The organism is Pseudomonas sp. Sample_23, assembly GCF_004307595.1.
In the GTDB taxonomy this organism is placed as follows: Bacteria; Pseudomonadota; Gammaproteobacteria; order Pseudomonadales; family Pseudomonadaceae; genus Aquipseudomonas; species Aquipseudomonas atacamensis.
The window spans coordinates 35,292-52,883 of record NZ_RCNX01000102.1 but is presented as its reverse complement, the minus strand read 5'-3'; the positions used below and the strand labels follow the sequence as shown (position 1 = coordinate 52,883).

Annotated in this window: 17 protein-coding genes; 13 read left to right on the top strand and 4 right to left on the bottom strand. The window is 61.0% G+C overall.

The annotated features are described in order from the left end of the window. The first annotated feature begins 162 nt into the window (after positions 1-162). The 3 genes from D8U82_RS26710 to D8U82_RS26700 are packed head-to-tail and all read left to right on the top strand — an operon-like array spanning position 163 to position 3,679. Positions 163-1,326: a Gfo/Idh/MocA family oxidoreductase gene (locus D8U82_RS26710; protein ID WP_130903281.1), complete on the top strand. Its 1,164-nt coding sequence runs from the start codon at positions 163-165 to the stop codon at positions 1,324-1,326. Then, positions 1,316-2,398: a sugar phosphate isomerase/epimerase family protein gene (locus tag D8U82_RS26705; protein ID WP_130903280.1), complete on the top strand. Its 1,083-nt coding sequence runs from the start codon at positions 1,316-1,318 to the stop codon at positions 2,396-2,398. The genes D8U82_RS26710 and D8U82_RS26705 overlap by 11 nt, the downstream gene beginning before the upstream one ends. A gap of 42 nt (positions 2,399-2,440) precedes the next feature. Continuing rightward, positions 2,441-3,679: a nucleoside permease gene (locus D8U82_RS26700; RefSeq protein ID WP_130903279.1), complete on the top strand. Its 1,239-nt coding sequence runs from the start codon at positions 2,441-2,443 to the stop codon at positions 3,677-3,679. A 79-nt stretch (positions 3,680-3,758) separates the two neighbouring features. On the opposite strand, the gene D8U82_RS26695 is transcribed toward D8U82_RS26700, so the two are convergent. Further along, complete coding sequence (locus D8U82_RS26695; protein ID WP_024012526.1) at positions 3,759-4,055, bottom strand: hypothetical protein; 297 nt, start codon at positions 4,053-4,055, stop codon at positions 3,759-3,761. Between the two features lie 1,030 nt (positions 4,056-5,085). Here D8U82_RS26695 and D8U82_RS26690 point away from each other — a divergent pair. Both D8U82_RS26690 and D8U82_RS26685 read left to right on the top strand, forming a co-directional pair. Further along, complete coding sequence (locus tag D8U82_RS26690; protein ID WP_095179599.1) at positions 5,086-5,922, top strand: AraC family transcriptional regulator; 837 nt, start codon at positions 5,086-5,088, stop codon at positions 5,920-5,922. A gap of 54 nt (positions 5,923-5,976) precedes the next feature. Beyond that, complete coding sequence (locus D8U82_RS26685) at positions 5,977-6,573, top strand: LysE family translocator (RefSeq protein WP_125915963.1); 597 nt, start codon at positions 5,977-5,979, stop codon at positions 6,571-6,573. Here the strand turns inward: D8U82_RS26685 and D8U82_RS26680 are convergent. Then, the gene (locus tag D8U82_RS26680) at positions 6,570-7,340 is read right to left on the bottom strand and encodes an AraC family transcriptional regulator (RefSeq protein WP_130888640.1); all 771 of its coding nucleotides are present in this window, start codon (positions 7,338-7,340) and stop codon (positions 6,570-6,572) included. The genes D8U82_RS26685 and D8U82_RS26680 overlap by 4 nt on opposite strands. Positions 7,341-7,561: 221 nt before the next feature. Here D8U82_RS26680 and D8U82_RS26675 point away from each other — a divergent pair, with 221 nt between their 5' ends. The 5 genes from D8U82_RS26675 (at position 7,562) to D8U82_RS26655 (ending at position 14,037) form a co-directional block, all read left to right on the top strand. Then, a complete protein-coding gene (locus D8U82_RS26675; protein ID WP_130903278.1) occupies positions 7,562-9,187 on the top strand; it encodes an APC family permease in 1,626 nt (541 codons plus the stop codon). A gap of 22 nt (positions 9,188-9,209) precedes the next feature. Then, a complete protein-coding gene (locus D8U82_RS26670; RefSeq protein WP_130903277.1) occupies positions 9,210-10,136 on the top strand; it encodes a 4-hydroxyproline epimerase in 927 nt (308 codons plus the stop codon). Between the two features lie 54 nt (positions 10,137-10,190). After that, entirely contained in the window at positions 10,191-11,138 is a 948-nt protein-coding gene (locus D8U82_RS26665) for a dihydrodipicolinate synthase family protein (RefSeq protein WP_130903276.1), read from the top strand. 63 nt (positions 11,139-11,201) lie between these two features. Further along, on the top strand, positions 11,202-12,794 hold the full coding sequence (locus tag D8U82_RS26660; protein WP_130903275.1) for an aldehyde dehydrogenase (NADP(+)): 1,593 nt from the start codon (positions 11,202-11,204) through the stop codon (positions 12,792-12,794). Continuing rightward, positions 12,784-14,037: an FAD-dependent oxidoreductase gene (locus D8U82_RS26655; protein WP_125926052.1), complete on the top strand. Its 1,254-nt coding sequence runs from the start codon at positions 12,784-12,786 to the stop codon at positions 14,035-14,037. Before D8U82_RS26660 ends, D8U82_RS26655 begins: the two co-directional genes overlap by 11 nt. Here the strand turns inward: D8U82_RS26655 and D8U82_RS26650 are convergent. Next, on the bottom strand, positions 14,034-14,243 hold the full coding sequence (locus tag D8U82_RS26650; RefSeq protein WP_122507430.1) for a DUF2945 domain-containing protein: 210 nt from the start codon (positions 14,241-14,243) through the stop codon (positions 14,034-14,036). The genes D8U82_RS26655 and D8U82_RS26650 overlap by 4 nt on opposite strands. A gap of 164 nt (positions 14,244-14,407) precedes the next feature. Between D8U82_RS26650 and D8U82_RS26645 the strand changes: the two genes are divergently transcribed. From D8U82_RS26645 to D8U82_RS26635, 3 genes are all read left to right on the top strand, one after another. Further along, a complete protein-coding gene (locus D8U82_RS26645; protein ID WP_056784730.1) occupies positions 14,408-14,635 on the top strand; it encodes a hypothetical protein in 228 nt (75 codons plus the stop codon). A 142-nt stretch (positions 14,636-14,777) separates the two neighbouring features. Next, on the top strand, positions 14,778-15,827 hold the full coding sequence (locus D8U82_RS26640; protein WP_125926051.1) for an NAD(P)-dependent alcohol dehydrogenase: 1,050 nt from the start codon (positions 14,778-14,780) through the stop codon (positions 15,825-15,827). Between the two features lie 127 nt (positions 15,828-15,954). Then, complete coding sequence (locus tag D8U82_RS26635) at positions 15,955-16,653, top strand: tRNA (adenine(22)-N(1))-methyltransferase TrmK (RefSeq protein WP_347238871.1); 699 nt, start codon at positions 15,955-15,957, stop codon at positions 16,651-16,653. A 193-nt stretch (positions 16,654-16,846) separates the two neighbouring features. On the opposite strand, the gene ycaC is transcribed toward D8U82_RS26635, so the two are convergent. Beyond that, positions 16,847-17,476 carry an isochorismate family cysteine hydrolase YcaC gene (gene ycaC / locus D8U82_RS26630; protein WP_130903274.1) on the bottom strand — a complete coding sequence of 210 codons (630 nt, stop codon included), beginning with the start codon at positions 17,474-17,476 and terminating at the stop codon, positions 16,847-16,849. Between the last annotated feature and the right edge of the window lie 116 nt (positions 17,477-17,592).

Below are 17,592 nucleotides of genomic sequence, written 5' to 3'. Positions count from 1 at the left end.
CGCAGACGACGAGCGATCGAAACGCTGTCGATCATCCGCTGGCATTTGACACTCGGCTAATTCAAGCCTAGATTTTGCCCACGATGTAACCGGTTACATCACATATCAACATTGCATCCAGCTACCGAGACGACTGCCATGTACGCTGCCGCAAAAATAAGAATGGGTTCTGTTGGAGGCGGTGAAGGTTCATTCATTGCCCGTGCCCACCGGCAAGCCGCCGGCCTCGACGGACGCTTCGAACTGGTCTGCGGCGCATTCAGCCGCGACTCGGAGAATAATCAGCGCACCGCTGCGGCCTTGGGTGTCGCGGTCGAGCGTTGTTACGACGATTGGCAAACCCTGCTCGCCCGCGAGGCCGCCCTGCCCGCCGAGCAGCGCATGCAACTGCTGGTCATCGTCACTCCCAATCATCTGCACGCACCGATTGCCCGTGAGGCGTTGAGCGCCGGTTTTCATGTGTTCAGCGAGAAACCCGCGGCGCTGAACCTCGCCGAGGTGCAGGCGCTGCGCTCGGTGGTCATCAACAGCCAGCGAATTTACGGGCTGGCGCACACCTACCTCGGTTACGCGATGGTCTGGCAGGCCCGCGAAATGGTCGCCAGCGGCGTGCTCGGGCGCGTGCGCAAAGTCTTCGTCGAGTACCCGCAAGGCTGGCTCAGCACCGATGTCGCCGGGCAAGGCAACAAGCAGGCCGGCTGGCGCGACGACCCGACGCAATCCGGGATCGGCGGCTGCATCGGCGACATCGGCACCCATGCGTTTTCCCTCGCCGAGTTCGTCACCGGCCAGTCGATCCAGTTCATCAGCGCGATGCTTGGCGCCCATGTCGAGGGGCGGCAACTGGATGACGATGTGGCGATGCTGTTCAAAATGCGCGACGGCGCCAGTGGCGTATTGCTCGCCAGCCAGGTCTGCGCCGGTGAAGAAAACCCGCTGAAGATCCGCGTCTACGGTGACAAGGGTGGGCTGGAGTGGCGCCAAGAGGACCCGGCCAGCCTGATTCATCGACCGTTGAACGAGCCGATGCGCGTTCTGCGCTCCGGGGTCGGTCAGCCGTGGCTGTGTGCCGCCGCAACCCGACGCATGCGCCTGCCTGCGGGGCATCCCGAAGGTTATCTGGAAGCCATGGCCAACCTGTACGGCGATCTCGCCGAAGCGATTGTGCATGGCGCCGAGGGCCATCAGGCACCGGGCGTACCGGGCATCGAGACCGGCTTGCGCGGCATGGCCTTCATTGAAACCGCGATCGCCAACCACCTCGGCAATGAAAAGTGGAGCGAGATCCCCGGCCCACTGACAGGAGCCCAGCACAATGCACAGTGATCAGCAAAATTCGACTGGCCTGAAAGGTCCGGGGATTTTCCTCGCGCAATTCATCGCCGACGAAGCGCCTTTCGACTCCCTCGCCAACATTGCCGAGTGGGCGGCCTCGCAAGGCTACAAAGCCATCCAGGTACCGACCCTCGGCAAACGGTTCATCGATTTGCAGCGCGCCGCTGAGAGCCAGGATTACTGCGACGAACTCATCGCCGTGTGCGCCCGCGCCGGTGTGGTGATCAGCGAGTTGTCGACGCACCTGCAAGGGCAATTGGTCGCGGTGCATCCGGCGTTCGACAGCCTGTTCGACGACTTCGCCCCGCCCGCGCTGCGCGGCAAACCTCAGGAGCGCACCGAGTGGGCCATTGAGCAGTTGAAACTGGCCGCCCGTGCCAGCAAGCGTTTGGGACTTACAGCCCATGCAACCTTTTCCGGTGCCCTGCTCTGGCCCTACGTCTATCCATGGCCGCAACGTCCGGCCGGTTTGGTCGAGCAAGGTTTCGCCGAACTGGGCAAGCGCTGGCTGCCGATCCTCGACTGCTTCGAAGAGGCCGGCGTTGATCTGTGCTACGAAATCCATCCCGGCGAAGACTTGCATGACGGCGCGTCGTTCGAGCAGTTTCTCGAAGCGGTGAATCATCACCCTCGCGCCGCGATTCTGTATGACCCGAGCCACCTGCTGCTGCAGCAAATGGACTACCTCGGCTTCATCGATCGCTATCACCAACGCATCCGCATGTTTCACGTCAAGGATGCCGAGTTTCGCCCCGATGCGCGCTCCGGCGTCTACGGCGGGTATCAGGGTTGGGTCGAGCGTCCCGGGCGCTTTCGCTCGCTGGGCGATGGCCAGATCGATTTCAAATCGATCTTCAGCAAATTGTGCCAATACGACTTCAACGGCTGGGCCGTGCTGGAGTGGGAGTGCTGCCTGAAAGACTCCGCACAGGGCGCGGCGGAAGGCGCGGCGTTCATCGAGCGACACATGATCCGCAAGACCGCCAAGGCCTTCGACGACTTCGCCGGAGTCAACGCTGACGCTGCTTCCAACCGACGCCTGCTCGGCCTGACCGACGACTGATTCATCCGCGTTACCGACATAAAAACAATACGGTGATCTGAAATGAACGTAATGAATGCGCGACTCAGCGTGATGATGTTTTTGCAGTTCTTTATCTGGGGCGGCTGGTTCGTCACCCTCGGCACTTTTCTGGCGACAACGCTGGCTGCCAGCGGCGGCCAGGTCGGCATGGCCTTCGCCACGCAATCCTGGGGCGCGATTCTGGCGCCATTTGTCATTGGCCTGATTGCCGACCGTTTCTTCAACGCCGAACGCATTCTGGCAGTGCTGCATCTGCTTGGCGCAGTGTTGCTTTATCAGCTCTATCGCGCGGCAGACTTCAGCGTGTTTTATCCCTATGTGCTCGCCTACATGATGGTCTACATGCCGACATTGGCACTGGTGAACGCCGTGGCGTTCCGCCAGATCAAAGACCCGGCGCTGGAGTTCTCGCGCATTCGCGTGTGGGGCACGGTGGGCTGGATCGTCGCCGGCGTGGTGATCAGCTTCGTGTTCGCCTGGGACTCGCAGCAAAGCATCGCGGCCGGAGGCTTGCGCAATACGTTCCTGATGTCCGCCCTCGCATCGCTGCTGTTGGGGCTTTACAGCTTCAGCCTGCCGAGCACCGCGCCGCTGAAAACCGCAGCCGGCTCATCAAGCCTCAAGCAGATGCTCGGCGTCGATGCGTGGGGTTTGCTCAAGGATCGCAGCTATCTGGTGTTCTTCCTCGCCTCGATCCTGATCTGCATTCCGCTGGCCTTCTATTACCAGAATGCCAACCCGTTTCTGGCCGAGATAGGCGTGACCAACCCGACAGCGAAGATGGCCATCGGTCAGGTGTCGGAAGTGCTGTTCATGTTGCTGTTGCCGCTGTTCATCCATCGCTTCGGCATCAAGATCGCCCTGCTGGTCGGCATGGCTGCCTGGGCGTTGCGTTACGTACTGTTTGCCTTCGGCAATAACGACGATCAGGCATACATGCTGCTGATCGGCATTGCCCTGCACGGCGTGTGCTATGACTTCTTCTTCGTGTCCGGGCAGATCTACACCGATGCCAAGGCGCCGGAACGCTTCCGCAGCTCGGCGCAAGGTTTGATCACCTTGGCTACGTACGGATTGGGCATGTTGATTGGTTTCTGGATCGCGGGACGGATTACCGACCACTTCACATCAAGCGCGGGGCATGACTGGAGAAGCATCTGGCTGTTCCCCGCCGGTTTTTCCGTGGCGGTATTGCTGTGTTTCTGGGCGACATTCAAGAGCCGCGATCGCGACAAGGCCGTGCTGCCGAGTGCGGTTTAGAGCAGACTTGTAAAGCGTGAATAGAACGAATGCCGCCTGTGGTGGAGGCGGCATTCGTTATCGATGCTCATCGTTGCGCTCAAGCGGTGCGACGTTCGAGCAGACGGTCAGCGCCACCTTCGGCGACCCGATTGCCTTGCAGATGATCGGAGCCATCAGAGGCTACTGCATCGCTGAACAGTGGATCGGTTTCGGTTGCGGCTACTGCATCGCTGAACAGCGGGTCAGTTTCGGTTGCGGCTACTGCGTCGCTGAACAAGCGGTCCGTTTGAGTGGAGGCGACCGCGTCGCTGAACAGTGGGTCGGTTTCGGTGGCGGCGAAGGCATTCAGTGCAAAAACCGAGAAAGCGATACCGAGGATAGTCTGGCGTTTCATGATGATGTGCTCCGAATTGCAGTGGTTGGGTACGGAGCCGATCTTACGCCGCGCTATGAATATGAGAACTTCATTGACTTAATGGTTGTTATTGACGCAATCAATGGTTGATCGAGCATGAGCCGCTATTGGATCGATCTTCATGCTGTTGCTTACGTCATTAAGCGAAACGCCCTACAAAGTCGAAAGCATAAAACCGACAATCTCGTTTTTGACAGTTTTTTGCACACAAAAAAAGACCCGTATCAGTCGAAACCGAAACGGGTCTTTCCCCACTTAGACGACCTTATTTCAAGTCGTCAAAGTGGTCTCGCAGGAACTCGTAAAAGCGCAAGGCTTTCAACAATCTCCATACAAGGCTCAGCGTACGCAGCAGAAGCTTCATACGTTTTGGCCTCCAGGGCTGGCGGCCAAACCTCCAGCAAACTTACCGGACCATGCGTGCCTTCAGCCTACATGTTGGTGTAGCTAGTGAGGCGGCCGGTTGAAATCCCTCCGAGACATCATTCCGGCGCGGGTGCGAATCCGCGTCAGAGGGCGTGAAACCTTTTGCGCCCCCAGCCAAACCTCACAGCTCTACCAACAAGATGAGCGCAGGCATCTTAACGCAGAAATCAGAAGAGAAAACCCGAGTAGCCAAGGTTATTCTGCGGCTACGCCTGAACCTTTGTAAAACCGTATTTCTGACAATGTTTATTGACAGACCTGAATTCAGTTACATGCGTTGGACGTTCCGAAAAAACCTCGCACATCACGCTAAACCTTCGTTGCACTGACGGGAGAAACTCAATACCATGCGCGGACATGTTGGTGTGGCTAGTGAAGCACATGGCCTCGGCTCCAAACCGAGGATTGAAAAACCGCCCCGCGAAGGCGGTTTTTTTTCGTCTGCGTTTTGTGGTCCCACCCCATCCAGGACACATTGCCTGACTCGATCCCCCTGCGCACCTGCACAAATCTTCTAAACACTCTCCTCCTCCACGCGGTACTTTAGAAACGCCCCTGCTCAACCGCCCTATGGAGTCCTCCCATGGACAAACGCAACTGGATCTCTCTCTCCCAGGATGTCGATACCGGGATCGAGTCGATTCGTGCGCATTTCCGTGGCCATGCTTACGATCCGCACTGGCATGACAGCTTTCTCGTCGGCGTTACCGAGCAAGGGGTCCAGCAGTTCAATTGTCGCCGGGTGCGTCATCGCAGTACGCCGGGGCATGTGTTTCTGCTTGAGCCGGGAGAAATCCACGATGGCCATGCGCCGACCGAGGATGGCTTTACCTACTCGATGCTGTACCTCGATCCGCACTGGCTGGAGCGCGAATTGCACGCGCTGTTCGAAGAAGCGCCCGCTGACAGTCAGCCAGGATTTGCCGACACCCTGAGCCACGATCCGCGCCTGTCGACGGCGATCGTGCAAGCCTTCCATGCTTTGCATGACGGCGATCTGCGCATCGTCCGGCAGACTGCACTGGATGGCCTGCTGGCGTCCCTCACCCGCCATCTCGACTGGCGCAAGCGTCAGGACTTCGATCCGCGCCTGCCACTGGTTGCGCAGGTTGCGCGCGACTATCTGCATGCCCATACCTACGAAGACATCGGCCTCGACGACCTAGCGCAAGCCTGTGGTGTCGATCGTTTTCGCTTGACCCGCGCGTTCAAGGCCGCTTTCGGTCTGGCACCCCACGCTTACCTGATCCAACTGCGCCTGGCCAAGGCGCGGCAATTGCTCGCGCGCGGCGAGACGCCAGCGCAGGTGGCCAGCGTGCTTGGTTTTGCCGATCAGAGTCATCTGGGGCGCTGGTTCCGCCGCGCCTATCAATTGACCCCGGCGGACTACCGCAAACGCTGCTCAAATCTTCCAGACTGAGGCCTGCCCACTGACGATCATGGTGTCCTGTTTCGACTTTCAGGAATCTGCACCATGGCTTCTTTACTGCCCTTTCTGCTGTTTGCTTTCGTCGCCTCGATCACGCCGGGGCCGACCAATATTCTGGTGCTGAGCCACAGTTCGCGGCGCGGGTTGATCGCCACGTTGCCGATCATTTTTGGCGCCTGTGCGGCGGCGGCGCTGATTGTGCTGGTGGTCGGGCTCGGTGCTGGCGAAACCCTGTTGCGCTTTCCGCGCGTGCAGCAAGCCATGGCCTGGGCTGGCGTGCTCTGGTTGAGCTGGCTGGCGTGGCAGATCTTTCGCAGCCCGCCGCCATCGCTGGACCCAAATGCTGCACAGGAACAAGGCTTGAGCGTCTTCGGCGCGGCGCTGCTGCAACTGGTCAATCCGAAGGTGTGGATGATGGCTGTGGCCGTGGTCAGCGTATTCGTTGGCGGCGGCGACAAGACCCTGCGCCTGCTGGTGTTGTCGCTGGCATTTCTGCTGGTGTCGCTGCCGTGCATGACGCTCTGGGCGCTGCTCGGCGTTGGCAGCGCGCGGTTGCTCAGCTCACCGCAAGCGTTCAAGCGAATGAACGCGGCACTGGCCCTTCTTCTGCTGCTCTCGGCCTGGCTGGCCGTGTTGGTCTAATGCCCGGTGGCTTGCCGGTATTCGCGTGGTGTAAACCCGGTCGAGGCCTTGAACTGACGGGTGAAAGCGCTGTGATCGGTGTAGCCGCATTGCAGCGCAACCTCGGTAATCGGCAAGTCGCTGTGCAGCAATCGATGCGCGTGTTCCAGGCGGACTTTCTGAATCATCTGCCGTGGTGTCAGGTGGAAAACGCGTTTGCAATAGCGCTCCAGTTGCGCCACGGATATCCCGGCGATCCGCGTCAGTTCACCCAGCGTCACCCGCCGGTTGAAATTGCCGCGAATGTATTCATCGACCGCCGCCAGGCGCTCGAACGCCGGGTGGGTTTCGCTGGCTGATTGAAGATCCACCGAAATCCCCACCAGGCCGATGATCGTCCCGTCACGGTTGTAGATCGGCCGCTTGTGGGTCAGGCACCAGCCCGGCTCGCGACTGCCATATAGGTGCAGTTCGAGCTGATCCTCCAGCACAAATCCTTCCTCCAGCACCTTGCGATCCTGCTCGGTGTAACCCGGGCCCAACTGCGCCGGGAACACTTGCGCGCTGGTCTTCCCCAGCAACGGGCGTAGGTCCTTCAAGCCACAACGCTGCACCAGCGTGCGGTTGGCCAGCACATAGCGCGCGTGCAGATCCTTGATGAAGATCGCCGCATTCGGGATCACATCGAGTATCGGCAACAGCTGCGCGGCACCGGCGACCATCGCTTCGAGGGTCTGCGGACGCAAGCCGTCAGTGCCCTGGCACAGGATCGAAAACGCTGACTGCATCAAAGACTTCCCCTTGAGCTGAACCACCGCAAATGTCACTCGCCAGCAGATTGCAGCAACGTCGCGGCCCTGTCGAGGCCGCGCATTCATCGGCGCCATTGTGCTGAATTCGTCATCGATCCCGGCATAAAACATCAATCGCCGCCACTGCCGACCAGTGCAAAGTCTGCTCGTCCACGTGACACAACTGCCTATCCAATAACTCACAAGAAGGCGATGCCATGTCAGGCCAAGGCAAGTTCAAAAAACAGCTTTCATTGATCGACCTCACCTTTATCGGACTCGGCGCGATCTTCGGCTCCGGCTGGTTGTTCGCCGCCAGCCATGTCTCGGCGATTGCCGGTCCGGCGGGGATTTTTTCCTGGTTACTGGGCGGTTTCGCCGTGTTGCTGCTGGGTATCGTCTACTGCGAACTGGGCGCCGCATTGCCCCGTGCCGGCGGCGTGGTGCGCTACCCGGTTTATTCCCACGGCCCGCTGCTCGGCTACCTGATGGGCTTCATTACGCTGATTGCGTTTTCCAGTCTGGTGGCGATCGAAGTGGTCGCCTCGCGCCAATACGCGGCGGCGTGGTTTCCCGGCCTGACCAAGGCTGGCAGTGGCGATCCGACGATCCTCGGCTGGCTGGTGCAGTTCGGCCTGCTCTGCGTGTTTTTCCTGCTCAACTACCGCAGCGTGAAGACCTTCGCCAAGGCCAACAATCTGGTCAGCGTGTTCAAATTCATCGTGCCGTTGCTGGTCATCGGCGTGCTGTTCACTTTCTTCAAACCGGAGAACTTTCAGGTTCAGGGATTCGCCCCGTTCGGCTTGTCGGGCGTCGAGATGGCGGTCTCCGCCGGCGGAATCATCTTTGCCTACCTGGGCCTGACGCCGATCATTTCCGTGGCCAGCGAAGTGAAAAATCCGCAGCGCACCATTCCCATTGCGCTGATTCTTTCGGTGCTGCTGTCGACCCTGATTTACGTGCTGCTGCAAATGGCCTTTCTCGGCAGCATCCCGACGGAAATGCTCGCCAACGGCTGGGCTGGCATCAGCAAGGAATTCGCCCTGCCCTATCGCGACATCGCTCTGGCGCTCGGTGTCGGCTGGCTGGCGTATCTGGTGGTTGCCGATGCGGTCATTTCGCCGAGCGGCTGCGGCAACATCTACATGAATGCCACGCCGCGAGTGATCTACGGCTGGGCGCAGACCGGCACCTTCTTCAAGGTCTTCACCCACATCGATGAAAAGTCCGGCATCCCGCGTCCGGCGCTGTGGCTGACTTTCGCCCTGTCGGTGTTCTGGACCCTGCCATTCCCGTCGTGGGAAGCGCTGATCAACGTGGTCTCCGCCGCGCTGGTGTTGAGCTATGCGGTGGCGCCCGTATCGGTTGCGGCGCTGCGGCGCAATGCGCCGGACATGCCGCGCCCGTTCCGGGTCAAGAGCATGGGCCTGCTCGGGCCGGTGTCGTTCATCATCGCCGCGCTGATCGTCTACTGGTCAGGCTGGAACACCGTGTCGTGGCTGCTTGGCCTGCAGATTCTGATGTTTGTCATCTATCTGTTCTGTGGCCGCTTTGTGCCCACCGCTCACCTGAGCCTGGCGCGTCAGGTGCGTTCATCGGCGTGGCTGATCGCCTTCTACGCGGTGACCATCGTGCTGTCGAAACTCGGCACCTTCGGTGGCCTGGGTATCCTCGCCCATCCGTTCGATACGATCGTCGTCGCCGCTTGCGCCACCGGCATTTACTACTGGGGCGCCGCGACCGGCGTGCCTGCCCATCTGCTGCGCTTGGACGACGAGGACGAAGAAAGCGACAGCCCTGCGCCCTCGTCCACCGTCAGCGCCCGGCCTGCCGGCGCCTACTGAAATCATCCAACGGGATCTCTTCATGAAACGAGTACACGTCATTGATTCCCACACCGGCGGCGAGCCGACACGGCTGGTGATGAGCGGCTTCCCCGAGCTGTCCGGCAACAGCATGGTCGAGAAACGCGATGCCCTGCGCAGCCAGCACGATCAGTGGCGCCGCGCCTGTCTGCTCGAGCCACGCGGCAACGATGTGCTGGTCGGCGCGCTCTATTGCCAACCGGTGTCGCCTGATGCCACCTGCGGGGTGATCTTCTTCAACAACGCCGGCTACCTGGGCATGTGCGGCCACGGCACCATCGGCCTGATCAATTCGTTGCAGCATCTGGGGAAAATCCAGCCGGGCGTGCACAAGATCGACACGCCGGTGGGGCAAGTCAGCGCGACTTTGCATGACGATGGCTCGGTCACCCTGGGCAACGTGCCCGCCTACCGCTATGGCAAACAGGTACCGGTGGAGGTGCCGGGTTATGGCCGCGTGGTCGGCGATATCGCCTATGGCGGCAACTGGTTTTACCTCGTCTCCGAGCATGGCCAGACATTGACCATGGACAACGTCGAACACCTGACCGCGTACACCTGGGCGATGCTCAAGGCGCTGGAAGACCAAGGCATTTGTGGCGAAGACGGCGCGGTCATCGACCACATCGAACTGTTCGCCGATGACGATCAGGCTGACAGCCGCAACTTCGTCATGTGCCCCGGCAAAGCCTATGACCGCTCACCATGCGGCACCGGCACCAGCGCCAAACTTGCCTGCCTGGCCGCCGACGACAAGCTGCAAGCGGGCGCACCGTGGATCCAGGCGAGCATTACCGGCAGCCAGTTCGAAGGGCGCTTCGAATGGGAGGGCGAACGCATTCGCCCGTTCATCACCGGCCGCGCCTACATGACCGCCGACAGCACCTTGCTGATCGACGAAACCGACCCGTTCGCGTGGGGCATCTGAGCCGCCACGCCGATTTTTTCCCTCGAATAAAACGAAATGCCAAGGAGTTGAATCATGAGCGACAACATCTTCACTGGTTGCATGCCGGCCCTGATGACCCCGTGCACCGCCGAGCGCAAACCGGACTTCGATGCGCTGGTGGCCAAGGGACGCGAGCTGATCGATGTCGGCATGAGCGCCGTGGTCTACTGCGGCTCGATGGGCGACTGGCCGTTGCTGACTGAAGCCGAGCGTCAGGAAGGCGTGGCGCGGCTGGTCGCTGCCGGGGTGCCGACCATCGTCGGCACCGGCGCGGTGAATACCCGTGAAGCGGTTTCCCACGCAGCGCATGCGGCGAAAGTCGGCGCGCAAGGCTTGATGGTCATCCCGCGCGTGCTGTCCCGTGGCGCTTCGGCGACGGCGCAAAAGGCCCACTTCGCCGCGATCCTGCAAGCCGCACCGAACTTGCCGGCGGTGATCTACAACAGCCCTTATTACGGCTTCGCCACCCGCGCCGATCTGTTTTTCGAACTGCGCCGCGAGTACCCGAACCTGATCGGTTTCAAGGAATTCGGCGGCGGCGCGGACCTGCGCTACGCGGCCGAGAACATCACCTCCAAGGATGACGACGTGACGCTGATGGTCGGCGTCGACACGCAAGTGGTGCACGGCTTCGTCAACTGCAACGCTACCGGCGCCATTACCGGCATCGGCAACGCCCTTCCTCGCGAAGTGCTGCAACTGGTGGCGCTGAGCAAGCAGGCCGCGCAAGGCGATGCCAAGGCCCGGCGCCAGGCGCGGGAGCTGGAGTCGGCGCTGGCGGTGCTGTCCTCGTTCGACGAAGGTTGCGATCTGGTGCTGTATTACAAGCATCTGATGGTGCTCAACGGCGACAAGGAATACACCCTGCACTTCAACGAAAGCGACGTGCTGAGCGATTCGCAAAGACGCTATGCCGAGAAGCAGTATTCGCTGTTCCGTCACTGGTACGAAAACTGGTCCGCCGAGCAGAATTTCGCCTGACTACTACCTGCCGCGAGTCAAAACGATTCGCGGCAGGCCTCGCTCATTTCACAGGAAGACACCATGACTCTGACGGGCAACATGCTGATCGGCCAACAATCCGTGACGGGTACGCGTCCGGCCTTTCGCGGGATCGATCCGGCGACCAACCAGACACTTGAACCGCAGTACGCCGGGGCGTCAGCCGAACAGGTGGAACAGGCCTGCGCCCTGGCCTGGGCGGCGCAAGATGCGTACCGCGAAACCAGCCTGAGCACCCGTGCGGCATTTCTCGAAAGCATTGCCGAGCACATCGAAAACCTTGGCGATGAACTGATCGAACGCGCCCACGCCGAAACCGGTCTGCCGCGTGCACGCCTCCAGGGCGAACGTGGCCGCACTTGCCAGCAATTACGCCTGTTCGCCCGTTCCGTACGCGCGGGTGAATGGCTGGACGTGCGCGTCGACAGTGCGCAACCGCAACGTCATCCACTGCCGCGCTCCGACCTGCGCCAGCGGCAGATTGCCTTGGGGCCGGTCGCGGTGTTCGGCGCGAGCAACTTTCCGCTGGCATTTTCCGTGGCCGGTGGCGACACCGCCGCAGCACTGGCGGCCGGTTGCCCGGTAATCGTCAAGGCGCACAGCGCCCATCCGGGCACCAGCGAACTGGTCGGCCGCGCAGTCGCGCAAGCGGTCAAAGCCTGCGCTCTGCCCGAGGGTGTGTTTTCCTTGTTGTTCGATTCTGGCTACGAAGTCGGCATCGCATTGGTCAGCGACTGGCGCATCAAAGCCGCTGGTTTCACCGGCTCGCGCACTGGCGGTCTGGCCTTGATGAAAGCTGCGCAAGCGCGGCCCGAGCCGATTCCGGTGTATGCGGAAATGAGCTCGATCAACCCGGTTTTGCTGTTACCCGCCGCGCTGGAAAATCGCGCGCAGGCGCTGGCCGAAGGGTTTGTCGCGTCGCTGACACTGGGCGCCGGGCAGTTCTGCACCAACCCGGGATTGCTGATTGCCCGCAAAGGCCCGGCGCTCGACGGGTTCCTCAGCGCGGTGGCTGAACTGATCCCGCGCAGCGCGGCGCAAACCATGCTCACGCCCGGCATCTTCGGCGCCTATCAAGCAGGCGTGACCGCTCTGCAAGACAACCCCCGTGCACGCGCGATAGCGGTTGGCCAAGTCGGCAGCGGCCCGAATCAGTGTCAGACGCATGTCTTCAGCACCGATGCAGCGGATTTTCTCGACGATCAGCGTTTGCAGGCTGAGGTGTTCGGCGCGACATCGCTGATCGTGCAATGCAGCAGTGACGAAGAAATCCGTCAGGTCTGCGCCCATCTCGAAGGTCAACTGACCGCGACCCTGCACATGGATGACGCAGACCTTGCTTTGGCGCGTACGTTGCTGCCAACCCTCGAGCGCAAGGCCGGGCGCCTGCTGGTCAATGGCTGGCCGACCGGCGTGGAAGTCTGCGATGCGATGGTGCATGGCGGGCCTTATCCGGCGACCTCAGATGCGCGCAGCACCTCGGTCGGCACTGCGGCGATCCTGCGTTTCCTGCGGCCGGTGTGCTATCAGGATTTCCCCGACAGCTTGCTGCCGACGGCGCTGCAACAGACCAATCCGCTCAACCTTCGGCGCTTGCTCGATGGCCAATGGGAAGCGACACGCCATGGCGAATAACCCTTCGCACGACATCGCCGTGGTCGGCGCCGGGATCATTGGCGTGGCTTGCGCACTGCGCCTGGCCCGCCAGGGTTTGCGCGTGGTGGTCATCGATCAGCAGGAACCGGGACATGGCGCTTCGTTCGGTAATGCCGGGCATCTGGCCACCGAGCAGGTATTTCCGATTGCAGACGTGTCGATCCTCAAGCGCTTGCCAGCCATGCTGATGGACCCGATGGGGCCGCTACGCCTGGACTGGAAATATCTGCCGCGCGCCCTGCCGTGGTTCACCCGCTTGCTGCTGAATCTGCGGTCTGAACCTTTTCAGAAAACCGTCGCCGGCCTGCGCGCGCTCAATGAAAGCAGTCTCGACGCGTGGCAGCGCTTGCTCAGCGATATCCAGCGCCCGGATCTGCTCAAGGTTGACGGCTCGTTACTGGTCTTCGAAAAACCTGAATCGCGGCAATCCCTCGAAGCCTTGCAGGCACGCCTGAATCAGCAGCAGGTGCCGGTGGACTATTGGCAGGCGGGGGCGATCCGCGAAACGGCGCCGCAGCTCAGCGAACAGATTCAGGGCGGACTGTTTTTCCCGCGCACCGGGCATTTCCTTGATCCCTATCGGGTGGTCTGCGCACTGGTCGAAGCGGCTCGCAGCAGCGGCGTGAGTTTTCTCCAGCAGCAGGTTCAGGGCGGCTGCGTGCAGGAGAACGGTGTTTTATTAGTGACCGGTAATGGCGGGGTAACGGCCAGACGCGTGTTACTGGCCTGCGGTGCGCATTCGGCGAAACTGACTGCCGCGCTGACTGGCAAGCAGGTACCGTTGGACACCGAACGTGGCTATCACCTGATGCTGCCGCACGAGCATGATCGCCTGCCCTTCCCCGTCACCTCGCTGGAACGCAAATTCATCATGACGCCGATGCGCGAAGGCCTGCGCCTGGCCGGCACGGTCGAATTCGCCGGGCTGGAGCGGCCGGCGAACATGGCACGCGCCTGGCAGTTGCAGCGCCTGAGCCAAGGCCTGTTTCGCAAGGATCTGAACGCTGATGGCGCCACACCGTGGATGGGCTTTCGCCCGTCGCTGCCGGATTCCCTGCCAGTGATCGATCAGGTTTGCGCCGGCAAGGTCTTGCTTGCCTTCGGTCATCAGCATCTGGGCCTGACTCAAGCGGCGCTGACGGCGGAATTGATCGGGCAGATGGTCTCAGGCGCGGCTCTCGCGCTGCCGAGTGTCGACGCCTACCGACTGGCACGTTTCTAAGCGTGCTTCAGCGCGTCGCCGTGATGCATGGCCAGGTGGCCGGTCTTGTCGCTCTTGACCTCGTACTGCGGCGCGTCTTTCGAAGCCGGCCGGTGGCGGCCCATGAACTCGGTATCGCGAGTGTGCACCTTGACCACTTTGCCGTGGATCTCGCCGGCCTCGGAATTCCAGCGCACCGCTTCGCCGACCTTGAATGAACTGCTCATCATTGCGTCCTCGCCTCTGGCTGTTGATTTATGGAGCCGCGCGCGTCGGAGAAATTCCGCTTTTTTGCGAGGCGACCGAAGGCAGGCAAAAAAATCGAACGGCGAAAATCGCCCGCACCTCCAACCTGCACAAGCCGTAGAAAACGGCCATGACGAGGTGTGAGATGAATAACGATCAAGGCAAGCAAGGTGACGATCCGCTCCCAACCACGCCCGACCCGCTGAGTCCGGGGCGTACCGAGGTCGATCCGATGAAGGAACGCGGCATCGACGAGCTACCCGACAACGAAGGCGAAATCCCGCTGGATGATGACAGTACCGGCCTGGATCCGGAGCGCGTACGTCAGGAAACCGATAACGCCGAGATGGACGACCAGCCCAATCCGCGTTGAGCCTGAAACGGCAGCCATACGGCTGCCTTTCGGTTGCGCAATCAACAGCAGAATCAGGCAAGCATTTCACAGAAATGCACTACCTCGCGCTCCGACCCAGGCGCAACAATGGGCGTCCGACAACCCCATGGAGGATGCTCACATGCTCGTACAAGCCTACGGCGCCCACGCTGGCGACAAACCTCTTGAACCGATGCAGATCAACCGCCGTGCCCCGGCGGCGCACGACGTGCAGATCGATATCGCCTTCTGCGGCATCTGCCATTCCGACTTGCATCAGGTGCGCGCCGAATGGGCTGGCACGCAATTCCCTTGCGTGCCCGGCCATGAAATCGTCGGCCGCGTCTCGGCGGTCGGCGATCACGTCAAAAACTACAAGGTCGGCGATCTGGTCGGTGTCGGCTGCATCGTCGACAGCTGCCAGCACTGCGATGACTGCGAGTCCGGTTTGGAAAACTACTGTGACGGCATGATCGGCACCTACAACTTCCCGACCCCGGACGCACCGGGCTGGACTCTCGGTGGTTACTCGCAAAACATCGTCGTGCACGAGCGCTATGTGTTGCGCATCCGTCATCCCGAGGCGCAACTGGCCGCCGTCGCGCCGCTGCTCTGCGCCGGCATTACCACCTACTCGCCGCTGCGTCAGTGGCGCGCTGGCCCTGGCAAGAAAGTCGGCGTGGTCGGCATCGGTGGCCTGGGCCACATGGGCATCAAACTGGCCCACGCCATGGGCGCCCATGTCGTCGCATTCACCACTTCCGAATCCAAGCGTGAAGCGGCCAAGGCACTGGGCGCGGACGAAGTGGTGGTGTCACGCAATGCCGAGGAAATGGCGGCACACACCAAGAGCTTCGACTTCATCCTCAATACCGTCGCAGCGCCGCACGATCTCGACGCGTTCCTTGTTCTGCTCAAGCGCGACGGCGCGTTGACCCTGGTCGGAGCGCCCGCATCGCCGCATCCGTCGCCGAACGTGTTCAACCTGATCACCAAGCGGCGCACCATTGCCGGTTCAATGATCGGCGGCATTCCCGAAACTCAGGAAATGCTGGATTTCTGCGCCGAGCACGGCATCGTTTCCGACATCGAATTGATCCGCGCCGACCAGATCAACGAGTCCTATGAGCGCATGCTCAAGGGCGACGTGAAATACCGCTTCGTCATCGACAACGCAACGCTCGCCGGCTAAGCACAAGCGCCCATCGGCAGCGCGATGCTGCCGATGGCTCGAGTAATTCAATCCCGTAATTGACAGCGCCAGCGTTGCTCGCCAGAGTCGCACCCCTTTTTCCACCGTTGGGTGAACGGGGTCGCCATTGAACCAACAGACATTGTCCATGCGCCTGGAGCGCGTCGCTGCCCACGTACCGGTCGGCACGCGGCTGGCGGATATCGGCTCGGATCACGCCTATTTGCCGGTTGCCCTGATGCGCCGAGGCCTGATTACAGCGGCGGTGGCTGGCGAGGTCGCGCGCACGCCGTTCCACGCAGCGCAACGCACCGTCAATGAAAACGACCTGCACGGCCAGATCAGCGTGCGTCTGGCCGATGGCCTGGCGGCGATCAGGCCTGACGACGGCATCAGCGCCATCACCCTGTGCGGCATGGGCGGCGAAACCATTCGCGATATTTTCGACAGTGGCAAAGCCCATCTCAGCGGCCACGAACGATTGATCCTGCAGCCCAACGGCGGCGAGCAAGCGCTGCGCCAGTGGTTGATGGATAACAGTTACCGGATCGTTTGCGAAGAAGTCCTGCACGAAAACCGTTTCGACTATGAAATCATCGTTGCCGAGCGCGATTCAGATCCGGTGACATACGACGCCAAGGAACTGTTTTTCGGCCCCCTGCACCTGCAGGCACGCTGCCCGGCATTTCTGCACAAATGGCAACGCAGGCTGAAGCAGCGGCAGAAGACGTTGGGGCAGTTTACGCGAGCGCAACAGGCGTTGCCGGAGGACAAAATTCTTGCGCTGAAGCAAGAGATGCAGTGGATCAGTGAATTGCTCGGGTGACTGTGCCGCCGCCTTCGCGAGCAGGCTCGCTCCCACAGGAAATTGCATTTCTCCTGAGGAAACACGGCCAACTGTGGGAGCGAGCCTGCTCGCGAAAGCGGAGGGTCAAGCTACACAGCAACCAAGTTGGCCGCAGCCGTCGGAAAAACAAAAAGCCTGCTGTTAAAAGCAGGCTTTTTCGTGGGTCGTGAACTTACTTCTGCTGCGCCAGCGCCGAGTAGCTGTTCATCAGGTTGCGGTAGTTGGGGATGCGCTGCGACAGCAGATTGCCCAGGCCTTCAATGTCGTTGCGCCAGTCGCGGTGCAGCTCACAGGCCACCGAGAACCAGTTCATCATCTGCGCGCCAGCCTGAGTCATGCGGCTCCATGCGGCTTGCTGCACGGTGGTGTTGAAGGTGCCGGACGCGTCAGTCACTACAAACACATCAAAACCTTCCGCCAGCGCCGACAGGGTCGGGAACGCTACACACACATCCGTGACCACACCGGCAATGATGATCTGCTTGCGCCCGGTGGCCTTGATCGCCTTGACGAAGTCCTCGTTGTCCCAAGCGTTGATCTGGCCTGGACGAGCGATGTACGGCGCGTCCGGGAACATCTCTTTCAGCTCCGGCACCAGCGGGCCGTTCGGGCCTTGTTCGAAGCTGGTGGTGAGGATGGTTGGCAGGTCGAAGAACTTGGCCAGATCCGCCAGCGCCAGCACGTTGTTCTTGAACTCGTTCGGCGAGAAGTCCTGCACCAGCGAGATCAGACCGGTCTGGTGGTCAACCAGCAGCACGATAGCGTCGTCTTTGTTCAGGCGGTTGTAGGTTGGAGTGGTCATGGTGTGCGTCCCTTTTCAAGTTTGGAGTTTTGTTGTTGCGTTCAAGTTGGGTACAGATTACTGACGCACAGCAAAGGGATAAATCGGCTGAAAAGCGTTTCACCGTCCACTCAAAC